At 42.9% G+C, this 19,603-nt stretch carries 22 protein-coding genes and 1 tRNA gene; 18 read left to right on the forward strand and 5 right to left on the reverse strand.

The genetic code is table 11. The annotated features are described in order from the left end of the window. Nucleotides 1-116 precede the first annotated feature (116 nt). On the forward strand, nt 117-320 hold the full coding sequence (locus GDA45_07685) for a transposase (GenBank protein ID MBC6414742.1): 204 nt from the start codon (nt 117-119) through the stop codon (nt 318-320). 418 nt (nt 321-738) lie between these two features. On the opposite strand, the gene GDA45_07690 is transcribed toward GDA45_07685, so the two are convergent. Continuing rightward, on the reverse strand, nt 739-1,674 hold the full coding sequence (locus GDA45_07690; protein ID MBC6414743.1) for a glycosyltransferase family 25 protein: 936 nt from the start codon (nt 1,672-1,674) through the stop codon (nt 739-741). A gap of 346 nt (nt 1,675-2,020) precedes the next feature. Further along, nucleotides 2,021-2,248: a molybdopterin converting factor subunit 1 gene (gene moaD / locus GDA45_07695; protein ID MBC6414744.1), complete on the reverse strand. Its 228-nt coding sequence runs from the start codon at nt 2,246-2,248 to the stop codon at nt 2,021-2,023. A gap of 61 nt (nt 2,249-2,309) precedes the next feature. Between moaD and moaC the strand changes: the two genes are divergently transcribed. From moaC to GDA45_07750, 11 genes are read left to right on the forward strand one after another with little or no spacing between them, the layout of a single operon-like run. After that, entirely contained in the window at nt 2,310-2,801 is a 492-nt protein-coding gene (moaC, locus tag GDA45_07700) for a cyclic pyranopterin monophosphate synthase MoaC (GenBank protein MBC6414745.1), read from the forward strand. Then, nucleotides 2,794-4,740, forward strand: coding sequence for an AsmA family protein (locus GDA45_07705; protein MBC6414746.1), 1,947 nt, complete (start codon nt 2,794-2,796; stop codon nt 4,738-4,740). Before moaC ends, GDA45_07705 begins: the two co-directional genes overlap by 8 nt. Nucleotides 4,741-4,759: 19 nt before the next feature. Then, nucleotides 4,760-6,022 carry a bifunctional phosphopantothenoylcysteine decarboxylase/phosphopantothenate--cysteine ligase CoaBC gene (gene coaBC, locus GDA45_07710; GenBank protein MBC6414747.1) on the forward strand — a complete coding sequence of 421 codons (1,263 nt, stop codon included), beginning with the start codon at nt 4,760-4,762 and terminating at the stop codon, nt 6,020-6,022. Then, the gene (dut, locus tag GDA45_07715) at nt 6,000-6,458 is read left to right on the forward strand and encodes a dUTP diphosphatase (protein ID MBC6414748.1); all 459 of its coding nucleotides are present in this window, start codon (nt 6,000-6,002) and stop codon (nt 6,456-6,458) included. The genes coaBC and dut overlap by 23 nt, the downstream gene beginning before the upstream one ends. A 2-nt stretch (nt 6,459-6,460) precedes the next feature. After that, complete coding sequence (locus GDA45_07720) at nt 6,461-7,831, forward strand: phosphomannomutase/phosphoglucomutase (protein ID MBC6414749.1); 1,371 nt, start codon at nt 6,461-6,463, stop codon at nt 7,829-7,831. 11 nt (nt 7,832-7,842) lie between these two features. Further along, nucleotides 7,843-8,709, forward strand: a complete 867-nt coding sequence (argB, locus tag GDA45_07725; protein ID MBC6414750.1) for an acetylglutamate kinase — start codon at nt 7,843-7,845, stop codon at nt 8,707-8,709. 23 nt (nt 8,710-8,732) lie between these two features. Beyond that, a complete protein-coding gene (locus GDA45_07730) occupies nt 8,733-9,233 on the forward strand; it encodes an O-acetyl-ADP-ribose deacetylase (GenBank protein MBC6414751.1) in 501 nt (166 codons plus the stop codon). Beyond that, entirely contained in the window at nt 9,230-9,778 is a 549-nt protein-coding gene (ampD, locus tag GDA45_07735; GenBank protein ID MBC6414752.1) for a 1,6-anhydro-N-acetylmuramyl-L-alanine amidase AmpD, read from the forward strand. The genes GDA45_07730 and ampD overlap by 4 nt, the downstream gene beginning before the upstream one ends. Beyond that, nucleotides 9,775-11,373, forward strand: a complete 1,599-nt coding sequence (locus GDA45_07740) for a glutamate--cysteine ligase (protein MBC6414753.1) — start codon at nt 9,775-9,777, stop codon at nt 11,371-11,373. The genes ampD and GDA45_07740 overlap by 4 nt, the downstream gene beginning before the upstream one ends. Continuing rightward, a complete protein-coding gene (locus tag GDA45_07745) occupies nt 11,363-11,764 on the forward strand; it encodes a hypothetical protein (GenBank protein ID MBC6414754.1) in 402 nt (133 codons plus the stop codon). The genes GDA45_07740 and GDA45_07745 overlap by 11 nt, the downstream gene beginning before the upstream one ends. A gap of 27 nt (nt 11,765-11,791) precedes the next feature. Continuing rightward, nucleotides 11,792-12,691, forward strand: a complete 900-nt coding sequence (locus tag GDA45_07750) for a fumarylacetoacetate hydrolase family protein (GenBank protein MBC6414755.1) — start codon at nt 11,792-11,794, stop codon at nt 12,689-12,691. Here the strand turns inward: GDA45_07750 and GDA45_07755 are convergent. Then, nucleotides 12,669-13,418, reverse strand: coding sequence for a ferredoxin--NADP reductase (locus tag GDA45_07755; protein MBC6414756.1), 750 nt, complete (start codon nt 13,416-13,418; stop codon nt 12,669-12,671). The genes GDA45_07750 and GDA45_07755 overlap by 23 nt on opposite strands. A gap of 462 nt (nt 13,419-13,880) precedes the next feature. Between GDA45_07755 and GDA45_07760 the strand changes: the two genes are divergently transcribed. The 4 genes from GDA45_07760 to zapD are packed head-to-tail and all read left to right on the forward strand — an operon-like array spanning nt 13,881 to nt 16,984. Beyond that, on the forward strand, nt 13,881-14,720 hold the full coding sequence (locus GDA45_07760) for a transposase (protein MBC6414757.1): 840 nt from the start codon (nt 13,881-13,883) through the stop codon (nt 14,718-14,720). A gap of 22 nt (nt 14,721-14,742) precedes the next feature. Continuing rightward, nucleotides 14,743-15,612, forward strand: coding sequence for a prepilin peptidase (locus GDA45_07765; GenBank protein ID MBC6414758.1), 870 nt, complete (start codon nt 14,743-14,745; stop codon nt 15,610-15,612). Nucleotides 15,613-15,623: 11 nt separating this feature from the next. After that, nucleotides 15,624-16,232 carry a dephospho-CoA kinase gene (locus tag GDA45_07770; protein MBC6414759.1) on the forward strand — a complete coding sequence of 203 codons (609 nt, stop codon included), beginning with the start codon at nt 15,624-15,626 and terminating at the stop codon, nt 16,230-16,232. Then, nucleotides 16,193-16,984 carry a cell division protein ZapD gene (gene zapD / locus GDA45_07775; protein MBC6414760.1) on the forward strand — a complete coding sequence of 264 codons (792 nt, stop codon included), beginning with the start codon at nt 16,193-16,195 and terminating at the stop codon, nt 16,982-16,984. Before GDA45_07770 ends, zapD begins: the two co-directional genes overlap by 40 nt. A gap of 27 nt (nt 16,985-17,011) precedes the next feature. Here zapD and GDA45_07780 read toward each other — a convergent pair whose 3' ends face one another. After that, the gene (locus tag GDA45_07780; protein ID MBC6414761.1) at nt 17,012-18,232 is read right to left on the reverse strand and encodes a YeeE/YedE family protein; all 1,221 of its coding nucleotides are present in this window, start codon (nt 18,230-18,232) and stop codon (nt 17,012-17,014) included. A 393-nt stretch (nt 18,233-18,625) separates the two neighbouring features. On the opposite strand from GDA45_07780, the gene GDA45_07785 reads away from it, so the two are divergent. Next, a tRNA-Lys gene (locus GDA45_07785) sits at nt 18,626-18,698 on the forward strand. Between the two features lie 224 nt (nt 18,699-18,922). Here the strand turns inward: GDA45_07785 and GDA45_07790 are convergent. Further along, the gene (locus tag GDA45_07790) at nt 18,923-19,219 is read right to left on the reverse strand and encodes a hypothetical protein (GenBank protein MBC6414762.1); all 297 of its coding nucleotides are present in this window, start codon (nt 19,217-19,219) and stop codon (nt 18,923-18,925) included. A gap of 108 nt (nt 19,220-19,327) precedes the next feature. On the opposite strand from GDA45_07790, the gene GDA45_07795 reads away from it, so the two are divergent. Then, the gene (locus GDA45_07795; protein ID MBC6414763.1) at nt 19,328-19,594 is read left to right on the forward strand and encodes a transposase; all 267 of its coding nucleotides are present in this window, start codon (nt 19,328-19,330) and stop codon (nt 19,592-19,594) included. The last annotated feature ends 9 nt before the right edge of the window (nt 19,595-19,603 follow it).

Genomic DNA, 19,603 nt, shown 5'->3' on the forward strand with positions numbered 1-19,603 from the left:
TTGTGCTAGTACCTTAAATGAGCGTAGGCAACAGCGCAGTGCGATAACAGACCTCAACTACATCAAGCGTCGTATCACACAAATTGATGCTTATATTACTAAGGTGATTGCTGACGATGTTCAGCTTGCAAAGACCCAAGCATTGTTATCCTCAATCTCCGGTATTGGTACACAAACACTCGCATTCTTTTGTGCGACTATTGATATTCAGACTTTTCAAAATGCTAAACACATCTGCCTTTATTGGCATCGCACCCGTGCGCAAGCAATCTGGAAACTACGAAGCTAAAGGTCGTATCTCTAAAATTGGCAATGTTTAACTGCGCAGTGGATTGTTTATGGCTGCTCTTTCAGCTAGACATCATAATTCATTGTTGCGTGATTTTGCCGATAGGTTAGAGCAATGCACGATTTTATCCAAAAAGCAAATTATTGTCGCTTGTGCGCACAAGCTCGCACGCATTATTTATGGAGTACTTAAACATCATAAGCCTTTCGGCCCCAATTATTGTGGTTCACTTAACGCCGAAATGAGCGCTTAACAGAGAAGTATAAAATATGCATAAAATGAGTTGACTTTTAATAAGGCATCAGGTCAACATCAAGTTGTCTTTGTATGGAGAGCCATCTTTCCGCTGTCCGTTTTAGGCTAATAATATAGATAGGTAGATAAGGCATTTATAGGCGCTCGAAAGTCTTGCTCATAAAATCTAAGGTTAAATGAGGAAAGGTCATCTCTTACTTAGAGTGGACACTATAGTATGTGTAGGCGGGTAGTGCAATAATACAAGGAGGACAAACAATCAAGAGATCTAACTCTCCCTTGCAATATAATGTCCCATGAACTGTATCAAAAGCTCTACGCATATCCATAATAGCCTGTTTCCATTTAATCGCTGCCGAACGCGTTAGCATATAACCCATGCCAGATGTTGCAGCAAATTTGTTAAGCCAAGGCTCTGTTAGACGATGGTTAGAGCTAAACCTATGCCGAGGAGATTTATCCAACGAGGGTATACCCCCTATTTTAACCGCGCTCATTTTTGAATAGACACGGGCTTCTTTTGATTTCAACAAACATAGAAAATCCTCTCTGACGATAGCCGAAAAAATGGAACATACCATATATAAAGGTAGTTGTGGGTAATACTTTTTATACCTTATCAGCTTATATATGCTGCGTGAATAAATGCTAAAAATATCTCTTAATGATTTCTTTCCTCTCTTACTTATAAGATGCTTCTTGTGTTCGCGTAATATAGCCTTAATAAAACGTGATACATGACCAAACATTATGATATCGCGCAGAAATACTTGGGACTCAGCCAATAGCTGCGGAAAATTAGGTAATAGCCGGCAATCATCTTCTAACACGCAGGCTCGGGAAATGTTGTTTTTTATCATTAAATCATAGACCTTAATGTGACTCAGACTACAAGCCATAGTGCCTAAATAAGATTTATGATGTGTTTTGAAAAAATAATCTAGCTGTTGCTCATCTATGTCTAGCTGGTCTGCTATCGCCTTGCGATATGCTTGAGAGTGCAAATCATATTTATCTATTCCATCTATGAATTGATACTGTAAGTTAAGAGCATCAAGTTGTCTTGATATGGAAAGCCGTCTTTCTGGTGCCCGTTTTAAGCTAATAATATAGATAGGCGGATAAGACATTTCTTAGTTATAGATACATTTAAATGATGGATATTATATACTTAAGTGCGGAAGATTGCTTCCCTATGCACGATACCTGTAAGCACAGGTATATTTAGATAGCACGGGTCGCAATATAAATTGCGAATTATATACTAATCTGCATACTGATTATTTTAGCAATACCTTCTAGCGAGTATGCATCGTGTTCTTTCCATCAGGCTTAGGAACTTATCCATCTTGGCTTTGTTCGTGGTTTTGTCTTCATTAGCTTTCTATAGTCCTCTTCAATTTTTATAGTCTTTTGGATTTGATATGCTGGAGACCTCTCCAACAGCGCCACTGGGCATTTTCTGTCTGCCTTCAATCAGCCTCCGGTGACTGGTGGGAAAAAGGCGACTTCATCGCCGTCTTTAATAGCGGTATCATCATTTGCGTACTCGTAGTTCACCGCGCATAACGCCTGTGGCGGTAGCGTGTTGGATAGGACATTCTTCAAATCTTTGACCGACGCTATTTCACTTACATCTTCTACGCACTCTTGGTTCCGTCCTGTCTGTTCGCGTAGCGATGCGAAATATTTAACTGTTATCATGCTATACTCTCACTTTTAATATCCAATTATTCTACATTGCTTATTCAACTTATGGGGAGATATGTCTGAATTAACTCATTTTGACAAACAGGGTAATGCGCAGATGGTCAACATCAGTGATAAAGCCGTCACCCGTAGAGTAGCGATTGCCGAAGGGTGTATTTTACTAAACGAGAAGACGCTGCAAGCCATCTTAAGTGGAAAATCGGCTAAAGGTGATGTTTTGGGTGTAGCCCGCTTAGCTGGCATTATGGCAGCTAAACGGACATCAGAATTAATACCGCTATGTCATTCTATAAGCCTATCATCTATTGAAGTAAACTTTGAAACTCAGTCAAAACCACCTGCCGTCGTTTGCCGTAGTCGTGCTGAGATAGATGCTAAAACAGGTATTGAAATGGAGGCTATCACCGCAGTACAAATCGCATTGCTCACCGTCTACGACATGTGCAAAGCAATGGATAGAGGTATGGTGATAGACAATATTCGGCTGATAGAAAAATCCGGCGGCCGATCAGGAACCTGGCATCGTCCAGAGAATAGCAGTGTTTAAGTTAATCAAAAGATTATTATCGCTACTACTGTTGGTATTAGTGTTAGCCGTTGCACTCGGTGCTGTTTTCGTTTACTATTTCGATGCGAACGATTACAAAGAACAAATTATCTCTTATCTAGAATCACAAAGTAAGCGTTCGGTTGAACTAGCTACCCTAAACTTAAGCCTATTTCCGTCCATCGGGTTTAGTGCCGGAGGATTGAAGGTTGGAGAAAATCCGGATTTCGGCGATACACCTTTTCTAGAAGCCGAAGAAATACAACTGAGTCTGGAGCTATTGCCCCTACTACGAGATGAAGTGCAAATAGACGGCATAGTACTAAGAGGTATTAAGGTTAATGTGTTGAGAGATGCTCGCGGGCAATTCAATTTTGCAGACTTTGAGACGATGATCGTCGCAGGACAAGATACTGATAAGCAGGATGCAGGCAGTAAGGTCTCTCAAGCATTGGCATTAACCGGCCTTGGTGGTTTGACACTAAAAGAAGGCTACCTGTACTGGGATGATCGCTTAAACGATAGTCGTATGGAGATTAGTGATTTGAGCTTTGAAAGCGGCACTTGGCATACCAACAAGCCTACCGCAGTTTCTTTGAACGCAAAAATAAGTACGTTTGCGGGGGACGCAAAAGACTTAACCGCAGTGATAGCAGTCAACACCGAAGTGTTGCCCGACTTATCAACAGGTGATGCAACCATCAGCGGCACCGGTCTAACTGTAGATGTGACTCAATTGAGCACACCGTTGATGGCACGCATAAACGGCAAAATAGCTTCGCTAGAGCTAACCGGCGGCACTTTAGCGAAAAATAAAATCCCTGTTGAACTGGACGCAGTTATCAACGGATTGTCGGCAGACATGCCTGATCTTGATGCAACGCTTAATATAACAGCCGAAGTGCTACCCAATTTAGCAAACAACAATATGCAAGTCTACAACCTTAGCACACTCGCCAATATTAAAGGTTTGGATAAAGATTTGCGTGTCAGTGCAACGGCAGAGCAGAACAAAACATTATTGGCCGGCGATTTCATTGCTGATAATTTTACGGTTTCTTATGATGATCTCAAAGTAGATGGACGCCTAGAGCTCAGCGATTTATATACAAACCCTAAAGCTAAAATTGCAGTGCCTATGCTCAATTACGATACTTGGCAATTCAGAAAAATTTTATTAGATAGTTCTATGATAGACGATAGGATATTACTCAATTTACGGCAGGCGGAATTTCATCAAGGGCGCATTAGTGGTCAATTAGATAGCAATGTTAAATCTAATTTATATCAGTTGAAGTTACTAGCCAGAGATGTTCCGATTGACAAGATACAGGCTGCTGTTAGCGCCGATGGACAAGCAGTCTTACATGGGCAAGCGCAACTAAACCTAGCACTAAGCGGTACCCTCGGGAATGTTGACGAACTGCTGGCAAGTTCTGCCGGCAAAGCGAATGTGCGTATTACACAAGGGTCTTTGGGTGATAAATCGCTTGCCGCAATAGTTGAGAGAGTGGTTGCCTTTTTAGAGGGACGTACGAAACGGACAGCCGGCGAAGAATTAATCTTTGATGATTTAACTGCCACGGTGATACTGAATAAGGGTATTGCCAAAAATGACGATTTAGTAGTTCAGATGCCCTTATTGGATATGAAAGGAACTGGTCAAGTAGATCTTATACGATCCCAGATTGATTATATGTTATACACTCGGTTGAAATCCAGACCGGAAATACAGGTGCCTGTGCATATTTCCGGTAATCTAGACTCGCCGAACTATAAACCAGACTTTAGCCCTCTGATTAAACAAAAGATATTGGAGGGAACTGAGCTCAAGGAAAAATTAGAAGAAAAAGTGACTGATATAGAGCAAAAGATACAAGATAAAATCAAAGGCGATTTTTTAGAAGGCTTAAAAGATAAGTTAAAATTACCTTTTTAATTTACCATGAAGATATAAGATGAGTTCATCAAATGGCGGACTGTCGGATCATCACAATTTAAGTGGTCAGCGGCTTTTGCTCGGTATCTGCGGTAGTATCGCAGCTTATAAAAGCACTTATCTGCTTCGCGAGTTGCGTAAGACAGGCAGTGAGGTTCGTGTTATCACCACCGCATCGGCACGAGCTTTTGTGACTAATTTGACCTTGCAGGCTTTGTCCGGACACCCTGTTGAAACCGAACAGTTTATTCAAACAGAAGGTGCCGGGATGAAGCATATCGAGTTAGCACGGTGGGCAGATTGTATTATCGTTGCCCCCGCCACCGCTAATTTCATTGCCAAGCTGGCGCACGGCATAGCCGACGACTTACTGTCTACGGTGTGCATCGCCGCTGATAAAAAGTTGATAGTCGCCCCGGCAATGAACAAACAGATGTGGCAACACTCGACTGTGCGGGAGAATGTTCAAAAGATACGCAACCTTGGTGTCACGATTTGGGGACCTGATAGCGGTGAACAAGCGTGCGGCGACGAAGGTGAAGGGCGTATGATGGAACCTTCCGAGTTGACAAGACGCATAAACTTATTGCTCGATTCAAACAAAGCTCTGCGCCAATGCAAAGTGGTCGTCACTGCTGGTCCGACACGCGAAATGATAGATCCAGTGCGCTATATCAGCAATCGTAGTTCCGGTCGTATGGGCTTTGCGTTGGCACAAGCAGCAGCTGATGCTGGTGGCGATGTGCATTTGGTGGCCGGGCCGGTTTCTTTAGACACACCGACTGGTGTTAGAAGATATGATGTGTTCTCCGCCCAAGAAATGTTAAAGACCGTGATGAGGATTGTCGGCGACGCACATATCTTTATTGCGTGTGCTGCGGTTGGCGATTATTGCTTACAAAAAACATACAGCCATAAACTCAAGCGTAGCAAACAGGATATATCATTAAAACTCATCCCCACACCAGACATACTGGCAACGGTTGCCCAACTACCGCAGCGTCCATTTTCAGTTGGCTTCGCTGCTGAAACTAGAGCATTGGAGAGCAACGCTAAGAAAAAATTGCTCGCTAAAGGCTTGGATATGATTATCGCAAACCAAGTCGGTACCGATTATCCTTACGGCTTTGATAGCATGGATAATGAAGTGATCGTATACCAGCGCGGTGCTAAGTTTACCCTCGGACCTGACTCTAAAATTAACTTAGGGCGACTCATCATTGAGCATATCGTAGATTACTATAAGCATAGCGGACATCATGAGACGACGCATACAGCTTAAAGTGATAGACCCTCGCGCAGAGGAGCAATATCCGCTTCCGCAGTATGCAACCTCAGGTTCAGCTGGTGTTGATTTGCGAGCTTGTCTGAGCAACGCAATTGAACTTGCGCCTGGGCAGGTAGAATTGATACCCAGCGGTATCGCCGTTTATATTGGAGATCCATCGCTTGCCGCAATAATATTGCCGCGTTCTGGCTTAGGGCACAAACACGGTATTGTGCTGGGGAATCTAGTCGGTCTGATTGATTCCGATTACCAAGGACAGATTTATATCTCTTGTTGGAATCGTGGTAGCGAGTGTTTTAGGATAGCGCCTGGGGAGCGCATCGCACAACTGGTTTTCGTGCCTACAGTACAGGTTAAATTTGAAAAAGTAGAATCTTTTGAACGCAGCCAACGCAACGATAAAGGCTTCGGTCATTCCGGCACCCATTAACAATGCCTGTAGATAAAAGTGTTTTTCGTGCGTATGATGTGCGCGGTATAGTAGATCATAGTTTAGACGAAGCTCTGGTCTACGATATAGGACGTGCGATTGCCACGCGCTATCCCGAAGCACAAAGTTTTGTTGTGGGCAGAGACGGTAGATTATCGAGTCCTCGTTTTGCTGAAGCGTTAGCCGGTGGACTACGCTCGGCGGGTGTGCAAGTAGTGGATCTAGGTGCAGTGCCGACGCCAGTGCTTTATTTCGCTGCTCATGAATATTCTGAAGGTTGCGGTTTAATGGTAACTGGCAGTCATAATCCACCGAATTATAACGGAGTGAAAATGATGGTCGGCAAACATACGTTGGCCGGTGATGAGATACAAGCGTTATATCAAGATATCGTCAAGGGACACTTCAACAAAAGACACGGAAGCTATCGTTCATTGAATGTGATGGACGCTTATATAGATAAAATAGCCGAGGATATTGTCTTGCCCTATCCGTACAAGCTGGTTGCAGATTGTGGCAACGGTGTAGCTGGTCCTTATGTGGTTGCATTATTTGATGCTTTAGGATGCGAGTTGCAGTGTTTATACTGCGATATAGATGGCAATTTTCCTAATCATCACGCCAACCCTAGCGAAGAAAAAAATCTTGTTGACTTAATCGCCACAGTCAAGGAAAGTAATGCCGAACTAGGCATTGCTTTTGATGGAGACGGAGATCGTTTAGGGGTAGTAGACGAGTTAGGTAATATTATTTGGCCAGATCGTCAGATGATGGTTTACGCAAAAAAGATATTGGAACAAGAGCCGGGAGCGTGCATAGTCTACGATGTAAAATGCTCTAACCACCTGCGCAAGATAATAGAAAAAAACGGTGGCCATGCGCAAATGTGCAGAACCGGCCATTCTTATGTTAAATCTATGCTCAAAAAAACTGCTGCACTATTAGCAGGTGAGATGAGCGGACATATTTTTTTCAATGATCGCTGGTACGGATTTGACGACGCACTGTATACGGCAGCCCGCCTAGTAGAAATTTGTGCCGACAATACCGACAGTTCTAGTCAGATATTCGCTAAATTACCGCATAGCATCTCCACCCCAGAATTGAATGTACACCTAGAAAACGAAGGAGACCAACACATCTTCATGGAACATTTTCTCGCAAAAGCACGCTTCAACGACGGCGAACTAGATTACACTGATGGTTTGCGAGTTGATTTTAATGACGGGTGGGGTTTGGTACGCGCCTCCAACACCACGCCGTGTTTAGTGCTTCGCTTTGAAGCGGATAATGCAGAACGCCTTGATGAAGTAAAAGACATTTTTAGAAAGCAACTACTATTGGTAGAAAGGGATTTAGAAATAACTTTTTGACGGTCGGATTTATGGCGAACAAAGATTTTAGTAATGCTGATAGAGTTAGAGTGCTAAGTGAGGCTTTGTCTTATATACAAAAGTTTTACGGTAAGACTATTGTCGTCAAATACGGCGGTAGTGCAATGACCGAAGCATCTCTCAGACACGGTTTCGCAAGAGATGTGGTATTACTTAAAGCAGTTGGCATGCACCCGCTAATAGTCCACGGTGGCGGTCCCAATATCTCACGTAACTTGGCGGCAGCCGGCATTGAAAGCATATTCGTAAACGGTTTACGAGTCACTGGGTCAGACTCTATAGAGATCATTAAAAAAACCTTGGCAGAAATCAACCTTGACATCAGCCGGCTTATAGAAGAACACGGAGGGCAGACACACAATATCGTCGCTGATCAAATGATAACGGCAACCAAGTTATATGATGGAAAAGAAATGTCTGATACAGATTTAGGTTTGGTGGGGGAGGTTGCTACAGTGTCACCAGAACTCGATAAACTCACACATCACCCTACCCGTATTCCGCTAATCGCTCCTCTGGGCATTGGTAGCGATGGTCAATGCTACAACATCAACGCGGATTGGGTGGCAAGCAGCATCGCCGCACATCTAGCAACCGAGAAATTAATTTTAATGACAAATACTGCAGGTGTTCTCGATAAGCAAGGCGAACTGATAACTCAAGCCACCGAGTCTGAAATTAGCAAACTCGTTGCACAGAAAACGATACACAGCGGCATGTTACCTAAGGTTTCGTGCGCGTTAAAAGCAATTTTCGGTGGCACGAAGGCGGCACATATCATCGACGGACGTACCCCCCATGCTGTATTGCTTGAATTGTTAACTGATGGCGGAGTGGGAACATTAATTAAACATTAACACGGAATCTAATTTTATAGATAATGAAAGTGGTTCTTCAAGCTGTTAAAGCCGATATTACCAAACTGAAGGTTGATGCGATTGTCAATGCTGCTAATAACAAATTGACTGGCGGCGGCGGAGTAGACGGGGCTATACATCGCGTGGCAGGTCCGCAACTATTGAAAGAGTGTAAAACTTTAGGTGGTTGTCCTACCGGAGAAGCGCGGGTAAGTAAAGCATATCGTTTGCCGGCACGCTATGTAATACATACGGTAGGGCCAGTATGGCAAGGTGGCGAGGCAAACGAAGCTCAATTATTAGCATCGTGCTACCGTAATAGTTTAGATTTAGCGCGACAACTATCGCTAAGCCGTATTGCATTTCCGGCAATCAGTTGCGGTGTGTACGGTTATCCAGTAGATAAGGCGGTAGAAATTGCAGTTTGTAGCTGTAGGCAGCACGGTGGTGGAATGGATATTGTATTTGCCTGTTTTGACGATACTATGTTGGCGTATTATTTGAAAGCCTTAAATAAAGAATGAAAGTTGATCTAACGCAGCATTTGTTAACCGGAGTATCTCATATACCTTCGCCGAATTACGACCGGCGGCCGCCACAAGTAGAAATTGAACTGATAGTAATTCATGGCATCAGTTTGCCGTCTGGGTTATACGGAGGACACGAAATAGAGCAGCTGTTTACCAATCGGTTGACTGTACAGCAGTGTGCAGATCTAGAATTGGGAAAAGACTTGCGGGTTTCAGCACACCTGTTGATACGCCGCAACGGTGAGATTATTCAATTTGTTCCTTTTAATCGCCGTGCTTGGCACGCCGGTGAGTCAAACTATAAAGGACGTCGCAATTGTAATGACTACTCAATAGGTATAGAAGTCGAGGGTTGTGATACACAACCTTACGAGAAGCAACAATACGAGAGTCTCCGCTCAGTCATATCGGCTCTAGTAGTCGCTTATCCTAAACTTGATAGCGAATGTATTAGTTATCACAGCGATATTGCGCCTGGGCGAAAGACTGATCCAGGGCCTTCGTTTGATAGAGATTTTATGCAGGGGACTAAATTGTGAGTGCCCACTCCAATGTAGAGAAAATTTTAGCTAGCATTGCCAGTGCGGCAAGCAGGCCTCTGCAGCATCGCTTGATCGGTATAGAAAAAGAGTCGTTGCGGGTTGCCGGCGATGGTACTTTAGCGAAGACCACACATCCTAGAGCATTAGGTTCGGCGTTAACGCATCCTTATATCACCACCGATTTTTCCGAAGTTTTATTGGAATTCGTAACGCCACCGCTACCCACTGCGACACAAGTAATTGATTTCCTTGAAGAAATACATGGCTGTGTGTATAGACATATAGGCAACGAACTACTTTGGTGTGCCAGCATGCCATGCACCATAAGGGACGGGACTGACATACCGTTGGCGTATTATGGTTCCTCCAATATCGGCAGAATGAAGACCATATATAGAAGAGGGTTAGCTTATCGCTATGGTCGGTTTATGCAGACCATTGCCGGTGTGCACTTTAATTATTCGTTGGAAAACACATTTTGGCAATGGTTTTATCAATATCTTGGCAGTAGTGAATCGATGAGCGATTTCCGTTCTGAACGCTATATGGGTTTAATCCGAAACTTCCTGCGTGTGGCGTGGATGATACCATATTTATTCGGCGCATCGCCTGCAATATCTAGAACTTTCGTAGCTGAAGGCGCCCATGACCTTCGCCCATTCGACGACACAACATTATTCGCTCCATATGCAACTTCACTTAGGATGGGAGATATCGGTTATCAAAATAATCGCGAAGCTGATATCGGCGTTAAGGCATGTTACGACAATTTGAAGCAGTATGTGCACTGCTTGGGGAGGGCGGTCGGAAGCGAATACCAGCCTTATAGACTTTTGGGTATTAAAGAAGGGGGCGAGTACCGACAGTTGAACGCGAATATCCTACAGATAGAAAACGAATACTATAGTACGATACGCCCTAAACACCAAAGTAGCGGTGACGAGATGCCACTGGCGATATTAAGGAGCAAAGGTGTGCAGTATGTAGAACTCAGATCGCTCGATATAGACATCATCGAAAATACTGGCGTTGGTGTCGAACAGCTTTGTTTTCTTGAAGCATTAATGATTTTTTGCCTACTCGATGATAGTCCGCTGATTGACACTCAGCACTGGGAAATGATAGACGGTAACGAAATCAAAGTGGCACAAGAAGGCCGTTATCCCAACTTAGAGTTAAATTATTTCGGCAATAAGAGAAAGTTAAAAGAATGGGGAATAGATGTTTGTATGCGAATGCAAGCAGTATGTGATTTATTGGATAGTCAGTGTAATAATGATATATATCGATCGGCACTGCGCAAGCAGATGGAAAAATTCCATCACCCTGATTTATGTCCGTCGGCATTAATGCTTGAGGAAATGCGGCAAAATCAACAGAGTTTTGTTGAATTGATCAGACACTATGCGACCCAAAAGAAAGGTTATTTTATGCAATATCCCGTAGACACTGAACATTTGAGGCAGTTTGAACAAACAGCACAAAATAGCATTGACGAACAAAAGCGACTGGAGAAAACCGACAAACTGTCTCTAGACCAGTATATAGAAAACTATTACGCCCAGTTGAATGATTTAAATTATGAGTTATAGGTTGCTTGAACTGCCGAATACGGTCATTGCAGATTTAGAGGTTAGTGATAGCCTATATGTTTTGATATTCTCCGATGCGCTGATTATCAAGGTGATGGATGCTGCAAAACAACGCACGAGGTGGCGGCAAAGCGGTAGCATTATCGTCAAAGGGTCATTTAGTGATAGTGTAGAGCACTTAAATATAAAATGCCCAGTTAAAATACGAAGCGGAGAGTTTCAAGACAATGTGTTCGTCTACTATAATACCATTCGGTTACCCTGTCATGTATACGGTGATGTAGCGATTCGCACGAGCTTTGATGGCATAGAAAAACCATTAGAGATAAGCGGTGAAGAAATAGAAGTCGTGTTAGAAGGAGAACCTAAATACATCAAGCATATTAATTAAAAATTAAACATAAATTTGTAGGCAAAGATGAAACTGATTAATTATAGATATAAACAGGAAAAACGTATTGGTGTGTTAAGGGATGGCAAAGTTTTGTTGCCCTCTCTAGACGCCAATCAGCCGATACCTTATTCCGATATGTTATCGCTGATTGGAGATGGACATCAAGGGTTGGTTAAATTAGCAGAATGGGCTGATAACGCTCCCTCAGAGGCGAGCGTAGAGATCGATGAGCGAAATTTATTGGCACCTATTTTGCAGCCACCGCGCAACATTATTTGTTTAGGATGGAACTATTCCGAACATATAAATGAAACTCAGGGCAATGCAATAGCCCAGAAGGACTTACCGAAATACCCTATCGTGTTCACCAAAGATATATCTACGATAAATAATCCCTACGACGATATTCCTTACGACGCCGAGGTCTCCGAAAAAATAGACTGGGAGGCGGAATTGGCGGTGGTGATAGGGCGCACTGCACATAAAATCAATAAGGAACAGGCACTAGACTATGTGTTTGGTTACACCGTGGTTAACGACATAACGGCTAGAGACTTGCAGAGAAGACACGGGCAGTTTTTTCTGGGGAAAAGTTTACCCGGCAGCTGTCCGATGGGGCCTTGCATAGTTACTACATCCGAGATTAGCGATGTACAAGCACTGGCCGTGCGCAGTTATGTAAATGGGGTTCTCAAACAAAACGATACTACAGCTAATCAAATCTTTGATGTAGCCACTGTTATCTCGGTTATATCCAATATCATAGTTTTAGAGCCGGGTAGCGTGATCGCAACCGGCACGCCCAGTGGTGTTGGTTATGTTAGGAAACCACCGGAATACCTTCGCCCCGGCGATATAGTAGCGTGTGAAGTAGAGGGCATCGGCAAGATAGAAAATCGTATCACCAGTAATTTTCGGTTGTGATATTCCCTGGTTCACGCCTCCTGTTTTTCTTAAATCCATTAGCTTTCAGCACTTCGGTCGTATCGTTGACCATATCAGGATTACCGCAAATCATCACTTGAGAACTCTCGGCGGTTAGCGCGGTGTTAGCACGCATCTCTAAATTACCGTTTTCAATCGCGGCAGGGATACGTCCTGATAATGCATATTGCGTTTGCTCGCGGCTAACGAAAGGCACCATAGTGAACTGCTCAGGTGAGCGTTGCTTAAAAAGCTCGATAGTTTCTTTGTATGCTAATTCCTCTTCGGTGCGCACCGCATGTACCAGCACTATTTTAGCGTATCGTTGCCACGGTGTATCAGTTTTTAGTATCGAAAGAAAAGGACCTAGAGCAGTGCCGGTTGACAGCATCCACAGTTCACGCCCGGCCGGCACTTCGTCCATAGTGAAAAACCCGGCAGGCGAAGATGCCACCCATACTTTATCTCCTGGTTGCATTTGATATAGTCGCAACGATAAAAGTCCGTCGGGCACTACTATAGAATAAAATTCTAAATGTGCCTCGCTCGGAGCATTAACAAAAGAATATGGGCGCGCCACCTCTTCACCATCAATTTCTAATCCCAACCGACCGAACTGACCAGGCAAAAAGTTTTTAATTTTGGCATCTACTTTCAGAGAATATAACCGCTTTGTCCAATGTTTATTCTCTATGACTGTGCCTTGTACAAACTTTTTGCTAAACATTAAAATGGGGATTAAATAAGATATAAAAGTGCATTATACAACCTATACTTCATCATACGCTAAATATGATTATCGTAAAATTCATATCGATACTCTTTTTTAATTATTAAACTAAAATAAAAAGAACCAGATGTGGCATTTTTTTAAGTAGTGTTTGATATCCTCAAACCCTTAAGTTACTAGCCTTAAGTCACTACATGACTAGTACAGACGAGTATACCAACGGTTCTGCCGATCTGTATAATGCCAGAAACATATGGGACTCAGTAGAACCGGATATTCCTGCCCAAAAGGGCATTCCTAGAAGCAAAAAAAACTCTCCTAAACATAGGTAGCCAACATGCAATATCTACACATTGGCTACCGCATCAAAGGTTTGTATAAAATAGCCAATTTTTCAAACAAACTGGAGGCTATTACACGACTTTATACCGCTGGCGAAAGCTCCATGCACAAAGGGGCATGGTAGCCTTGCTCAACGCTAGCACCGCTCCTAGACATAGGCGAGTGCGGAATTGGTCGCCGCATATCATCGCTGAAATTAGACGATTACGCATCAGTTATCCGAATGCCGGCAGCGAGAAAGTGTACCGCAAGTTAAAGAATTGGTGTGATGAGAGAGCCTTAGTCTGCCCTAAACCCCGCACCATCGCACGATTGATTGCTGATGCACCTGATCGCATGCGATGTTCGCTCCCATCCCCTAAAATCAAGCGAAAAACTAAACCTTCTAAACGACGCCTGCGCCTAGGAAAAGAACCAGCGAACTATCCCGGGCATTGTATCGCAATGGACACCATCCATTACTTCGTCAATCACACACGCTATTATTTATTCACTGCAGTTGACCACTACAGCCGCTTTGCTATCGCCATTGCTGTGCGCCGTGCAAATAGCAAAACCGCCGCTGAGTTTGCTCGTCTAGTTGAAACCGTATTCCCCAATCATATCACCCAAATACTTACTGATAACGGTAGCGAGTTCCAAGGAGACTTTGATGCTTATTTACAAGAACGCAACATCAAACACTGTTATACTTACCCTCGCAGCCCTAAAATGAATGCTTTCAACGAGAGATTTAATCGCACCATCCAAGAGGAGTTTGTGATTTATCATGAGGATTTACTAATGGAAGATTTGTCTGTGTTTAACGATGTATTATTTGAATATCTTGGTCGCTTCAACTTTAAGCGACCACATCAAGGTTTAGGTTTTCAAACTCCTGTACAACGCTTCGCTGCTTCATTCCCAGATTTGTCCCATATGTCGTGGCATCGTACAATCCTGCGCTACATTGTATAATGACTTATAACATTGGTTTTCTATGATTTATGAAGTGGCTTTTATACCTAGCTATGCGTGGTGGATTGCAATCGCTATCGCGGCGTTGATAGTCGGTAGCTTTTTGAATGTGCTGATCTATAGATTACCTATTATTTTAATGCACCGCTGGCAAAGCGAGGCGCGCGCATTACTGGATGGCACCGAACATAAACAAAGTGTATCCAACATCTCTTTATGGTATCCACCCTCTCACTGCATATACTGTGCAACGCCAATATTGTGGAAGCACAAAATTCCACTCGTCAGTTTTATATTGTTAAGAGGAAAGTGTGCATATTGTGGCACTGCGATTGCCATGCATTATCCACTAATAGAATTGTTGACGATGATTGCTTGGCTCGTGGTTTTTGCCGTATACGGAGTTTCGTATCAGAGTGCATTCGGTATGTTTTTTGTTTCTTGTTTGATAGCACTTGCCGCTATCGATCAAAACGAAGGCTATTTGGTAGATGAGATCAGCGGGCCGTTGTTGTGGATAGGATTATCGTTAAATTACTTCGCTATCATCGTCCCAGCCGAGCAAGCGATACTAGGTGCAGTATTAGGTTATCTGTCATTTTTCTCGCTAAATCTTATATTTAAGACGATACGAGGGCGACAAGGGTTGGGGCAAGGCGATATGAAACTGCTCGCTGCGCTGGGTGCCTGCTTGGGTTGGAAACTCCTACCGACTATAGTGCTAATCGCCTCGTTAAGCGGTTTGCTGTTCTATGGTTTGATGCACCTAAAACGAAGTTATGCGCTCTCCGATGCTATTCCGTTTGGCCCTCATTTAGCTTTTGCTGGTATCGTCACATTTTTATTCTACCCACAACTCAAAACATCTTTTGAGTTTATCTATCAACTGTAGTCGGTTGCGCTATGTTGAAGATAGCTTTATACGGAGGAGCAGGCAGCGGCAAAAGTAGCGCGGCTAAATTATTTGCCGAACTCGGCGTACCAGTTATCGACGCCGATGTCATTGCCAAACAACTCACAACACCAGGCAGCCCGCAGTTGGCACAAATCGTAGCTGCTTTTGGCACCGAAATTATTAACGATAATCAACTAGATAGAGCTGCTCTACGAAAAATAATATACGCGGATGATAACGCACGAATACGCCTGAACAACATCATGCATCCGCCAATACGCGCCGCACTGGGAAAATATATGGCAAATATCAACGCCACTTATTGCATCGTTGTCGTGCCACTACTAATTGAAGCGCAGATGATCGATCTGGTCGATTACATCGTCGTTATTGATTGCTCTGAGCAGACTCAAATTGACAGATTAATCGTGCGCGATAATTTAACTTATGACGAAGCAGCAAAAATCGTTAGTATTCAAGCCACTCGCAAGCAGAGGCTAGAAGTTTGCGACCAAGTGATTGATAATAGCAGAGATATAAGGTATCTAAAAGCACAGATAGACAAATTTCATAAAAAATGGACACAACAACTAATACGGAGAAAAAACCTACCATAACTACGACTTACGAGTTTCCTAGGAATAGTAGGATTAGACATTTTCTGCGTTATGAATATCTAATCAACGAGATTGATGCGCGACTGGCTTCGCGACAAGGGTACGCAATAGTAGAGGCACTGCGTTTACTGCATCAATTGATTGAGATTAATATGAACAACGATATGCGCGGCGAAGTAATGCGCAACTTAAACCAGCAGTGCCATCAACTACTCCAGTTTAAAGATCGAGCTGAGGTTAACCAAACTCATTTGCAAAAAGAACTAGAAGAGAAAAAACAAGTCATGCAAGAAATAGAAAAAGTTGCTATTCCTACTGCCATGTACCACAACCACTATTTGCTAAGCACGATAAAATCTTACCTTAATATCAGTGGCGGGTTAGCAAATTTTCATCTGCCTATGTTTGCAACTTGGACTACGCTACCGCACAACCATCAGCAGCAAAACTTGAGAGACTGGTATGCTCCTTTTAAGGAGCTATACAACGGCATACAAAGTAGTTTGGCGATGACCAGAGAAAGCGCAGAATTTAAGCCGCACCAAGCAGAAGCCGGATTCTATACAGAGAATATTCCACCTTCTATAAAATGCGAATTGATTAGACTTTCCGTGAAGCGAGATATTTTTCCAAAGTTATCGGTCAACTCTTCGCGCCTGTTAGTTCATTTTTTTCGCACAACCGATTTTCAGAAGGCACCCGAACAATCCAAAGCTTCTATAGATTTCAAAATAGCACTTTGCAATCTATAAAACTGCTAATTACAGCTTGCCACTACTTCAAATTGCTTCTAAGCGGCGCCATTTATTGGGTATCAATTTAAGATCGGCCAATGCGGCGAGCAAAGCGCTAAAGAAATTAGCCTCGTCGCCGTACAAAAGTTTATAGTAATTTACTTTCATGGTCATAGCTGCACCCAGTACGATAAAAATAAAAGTAAGCAAAGCACCTAGTGCCAGTGTCGATGCACCACTAATCGCTTGTCCGAAAGTACAACCCAGCGATAGCACCCCGCCGATACCCATTAGCAAACCACCGATCAAATGATTCATAAAATCTTTTAGGTTCGCAAACCATTCTATGCGAAAGGCCCTAGTAGATAGCGAGTATATAAAGGAACCCACAATCACGCCGAGGGCGGCGATTAACGCAAAAGAAACATACTGAAATGCAAAACCTTCTTGTATCCAATAATAAAAATGACCCGTCGGCTTTACAAAAGTAAGTGATTGCGCACCTACATCGTAGGGTATATCATCAAAGAACTCTATTTCTTCCAATAACTCTTGACCGTGCGGTCCGGCGGTAATGTACCAAGCAAACGCAATAGCAATTCCGATAATCACACCACCCAGTATATGGTCTAAGTTTCTGGAAAAGTCAGTTGATTTAAAGCACCATAGCAAAAGCAGTGCGACGATGACTAATGAAATAATCAAGCTCGCACCAGACCAACTCTCGACGCTCGCAGGCAAGGTATGTAACAATATCGCATCAATACTCTGATTAGCTATTCCATAATCGTTAAAATTGAGAGTCGGCATCCACTGCAAAAATGCATAGAAACCGAAGTCGGTATAAATCATCAAATAGGCGCCAACCCCCATAACCAGAAAAACAAACACTGATTTAAGATTGCCCCCGCCTATGCGTACCAAGGTTTTATTGCCACAGCCTGAGGCCAAGGTCATGCCAATACCAAACAATAAACCACCCAGTATATAACGCAGCCAGATGAACTGTGGGGTCGTATAAGGTGGCTTACCAGTATCCCCCTGCTCAACGAGCGATAAGTCTACCTGTTGTGAAATATCCAGCAACGCAACTCCGGCAATAGCCGTAGCAATGGCAAATACCCACGCCCGCATACGCCCAGTATCACCGGTGTTGACACAATCAGAGACTGCACCCATAGTACAGAAATTGGTTTTATTCGCAATCGCACCGACAACCAGCGCAATAAGAAAAGCCCACAATAGGGTTTGTTGTACTAAATCCATATTTCAAACACAATTAATTAAAGGCAATTATATCAGTAAATCAAGGATAGTCTCAAAAATGTTGCAGACGGCTAGAAACTTCCGCTGTTGCCAATGGTGCTGATGACAAATAAATCTTTATTCTGCGCATAGTCAAGCGAATTTTCTTCGTTACAGATATGTCATAACGCTTTGGGTCATAACGAACAGCTGGTAGCCGAGTATCAGCTTTGTGTAACCGTAGAATCGTTCACGGCCGAACACCACCAGCTATTGCCATCCGAAGAGATTTTTAGAACTAATTATTTGACAATCATAAAAATGCTTTTATACTCATCGCTTGAAAAATGAAAAAGTAGTCTTAGAGCCGAATAAACTATCTTAATTACCAGTTTTAATATCAGTATTTTCGATGGGTCGTTAGCTCAGCTGGTAGAGCACCGGGCTTTTAACCCGATGGTCATAGGTTCGAATCCTATACGACCCATTCATTTCTGATGACTTATTAGAGGTAGCACGCTTAGTGCTATCTCTTATGGGCCATTTCTATCTACTTTTCCGAATAAAAAATTTATAACATCCATTCAGTTTAATTTTCAACTATCACGGAGTACTAATTAACCCGGCTAATTAGAGAAATAAAGAAAGCAAATACCTCAAGTAATCTTGAAGTCGACAGTGAAAAAGAATCTGGCACAACAAGCTAAAACATTACGGCCATGGTACCGCTTTCGGACCTTCAGGGTAGTTAGGATCTACTCTCTCTTTAGGCTCGTTATCTTTAGGTTCGTTATCTTTAGGTTCGTTATCTTTAGGTTCGTTATCTTTAGGAGAGTCAGTTTCCTCTAGTTTCTCAAGCTGTTTTTTTTGATTTTCATTAATAGTTCCATGTTTTCCTTGTCTTATTAGACCTTTTACTCCTTTATCGATGTCTGACACATTATCCTCTAGAGATGAATCAGACTTAGCATCTCCATTATGACCTTTCCCTCGCAAATAGGACCACATCGAAAGAGAGTTTTTCCGATAAATGACCTTTCCCCCGCAAATAGGACCACATCGAAAGAGAGTTTTCCGGATAAACTAGTATTAAATATCAAAAAGGAGGTATTGAATATGAGAGGAAAACATTTTAGCGAAGAGCAAATCATTAAAGCTATAAAATCCCACGAGAATGGAACAAAAGTGTCAGATATATGCCGAGAGCTAGGCATAGTAGAGCAGACATTCTATAGATGGCGAGCGAAGTATAGTGGTATGGAGGTGTCAGAGGCGAAGCGTCTGAAGACATTGGAAGTTGAGAATAACAAGTTGAAAAAGATGCTAGCGGAATCGATGATGGATTGTGCGACATTGAAGGAGTTATTATCAAAAAAGTGGTAAAGCCGTCGC

This window comes from Chromatiales bacterium (assembly GCA_014323925.1).
Lineage (GTDB): Bacteria > Pseudomonadota > Gammaproteobacteria > Poriferisulfidales > Oxydemutatoraceae > SP5GCR1.

Excerpts from the sequence above, each read along its gene's own strand:
- GDA45_07685 (MBC6414742.1), top strand. The coding sequence starts at position 117 with ATGTTCAGCTTGCAAAGACCCAAGCATTGTTATCCTCAATCTCCGGTA.
- GDA45_07690 (MBC6414743.1), bottom strand. The coding sequence starts at position 1,674 with ATGTCTTATCCGCCTATCTATATTATTAGCTTAAAACGGGCACCAGAA.
- moaD (MBC6414744.1), bottom strand. The coding sequence starts at position 2,248 with ATGATAACAGTTAAATATTTCGCATCGCTACGCGAACAGACAGGACGG.
- moaC (MBC6414745.1), top strand. The coding sequence starts at position 2,310 with ATGTCTGAATTAACTCATTTTGACAAACAGGGTAATGCGCAGATGGTC.
- coaBC (MBC6414747.1), top strand. The coding sequence starts at position 4,760 with ATGAGTTCATCAAATGGCGGACTGTCGGATCATCACAATTTAAGTGGT.
- dut (MBC6414748.1), top strand. The coding sequence starts at position 6,000 with ATGAGACGACGCATACAGCTTAAAGTGATAGACCCTCGCGCAGAGGAG.
- GDA45_07720 (MBC6414749.1), top strand. The coding sequence starts at position 6,461 with ATGCCTGTAGATAAAAGTGTTTTTCGTGCGTATGATGTGCGCGGTATA.
- argB (MBC6414750.1), top strand. The coding sequence starts at position 7,843 with ATGGCGAACAAAGATTTTAGTAATGCTGATAGAGTTAGAGTGCTAAGT.
- GDA45_07730 (MBC6414751.1), top strand. The coding sequence starts at position 8,733 with ATGAAAGTGGTTCTTCAAGCTGTTAAAGCCGATATTACCAAACTGAAG.
- ampD (MBC6414752.1), top strand. The coding sequence starts at position 9,230 with ATGAAAGTTGATCTAACGCAGCATTTGTTAACCGGAGTATCTCATATA.
- GDA45_07745 (MBC6414754.1), top strand. The coding sequence starts at position 11,363 with ATGAGTTATAGGTTGCTTGAACTGCCGAATACGGTCATTGCAGATTTA.
- GDA45_07750 (MBC6414755.1), top strand. The coding sequence starts at position 11,792 with ATGAAACTGATTAATTATAGATATAAACAGGAAAAACGTATTGGTGTG.
- GDA45_07755 (MBC6414756.1), bottom strand. The coding sequence starts at position 13,418 with ATGTTTAGCAAAAAGTTTGTACAAGGCACAGTCATAGAGAATAAACAT.
- GDA45_07760 (MBC6414757.1), top strand. The coding sequence starts at position 13,881 with ATGGTAGCCTTGCTCAACGCTAGCACCGCTCCTAGACATAGGCGAGTG.
- GDA45_07765 (MBC6414758.1), top strand. The coding sequence starts at position 14,743 with ATGATTTATGAAGTGGCTTTTATACCTAGCTATGCGTGGTGGATTGCA.
- GDA45_07770 (MBC6414759.1), top strand. The coding sequence starts at position 15,624 with ATGTTGAAGATAGCTTTATACGGAGGAGCAGGCAGCGGCAAAAGTAGC.
- zapD (MBC6414760.1), top strand. The coding sequence starts at position 16,193 with ATGGACACAACAACTAATACGGAGAAAAAACCTACCATAACTACGACT.
- GDA45_07780 (MBC6414761.1), bottom strand. The coding sequence starts at position 18,232 with ATGGATTTAGTACAACAAACCCTATTGTGGGCTTTTCTTATTGCGCTG.
- GDA45_07790 (MBC6414762.1), bottom strand. The coding sequence starts at position 19,219 with ATGTGGTCCTATTTGCGAGGGAAAGGTCATAATGGAGATGCTAAGTCT.
- GDA45_07795 (MBC6414763.1), top strand. The coding sequence starts at position 19,328 with ATGAGAGGAAAACATTTTAGCGAAGAGCAAATCATTAAAGCTATAAAA.